Raw genomic sequence first — 544 nt, forward strand, 5'->3', positions numbered from 1 at the left:
AAAGAACAAGTTGGCAGGTAAGCCTATCACAGCGTCTAAATAATTCTTCTCTTCGATTAAATATTTACGAATGGTGCCTTCGGCTGCGCCACGGAATAACACACCATGCGGAAGTACAACGGCCATCGTGCCTTCGTCATCTAAGTGATAAATCATATGTTGAATAAAGGCGAAGTCTGCTTTCGATTTCGGTGCGAGTTTCCCGTAATCACTAAAACGTTCATCATCTAAGAATGAAGGTTCAGCACTCCAATTCGCACTGTATGGTGGATTTGCGACTACAGCATCAAATTGTTCACCTTTATGTGCTGGATCTTCTAATGTGTCACCATTTTCAATTTGGAAGGCTTTAAAATTCACATCATGGAGTAACATATTCATGCGAGCTAGGTTATAGGTTGTACTATTATATTCTTGACCGTAATAATTACGTACTTTAGCTTCTCGTCCCACACGTAAGAGTAATGAGCCTGAACCACATGTGGGGTCATACACACTTCTTAAGTCTTCTTTGCCATCTGTAACAATCTTTGCGAGTATCGTC

Annotated in this window: 1 protein-coding gene; it reads right to left on the bottom strand. The window is 40.8% G+C overall.

Annotated features, from left to right (window positions below):
* Positions 1-544: N-6 DNA methylase (locus tag HMPREF3264_RS10405; protein WP_141764488.1), on the bottom strand; the 544-nt coding region annotated here is incomplete at both ends.

The sequence above is a fragment of the Staphylococcus sp. HMSC62A08 genome (assembly GCF_001839105.1).
GTDB lineage: Bacteria > Bacillota > Bacilli > Staphylococcales > Staphylococcaceae > Staphylococcus > Staphylococcus caprae.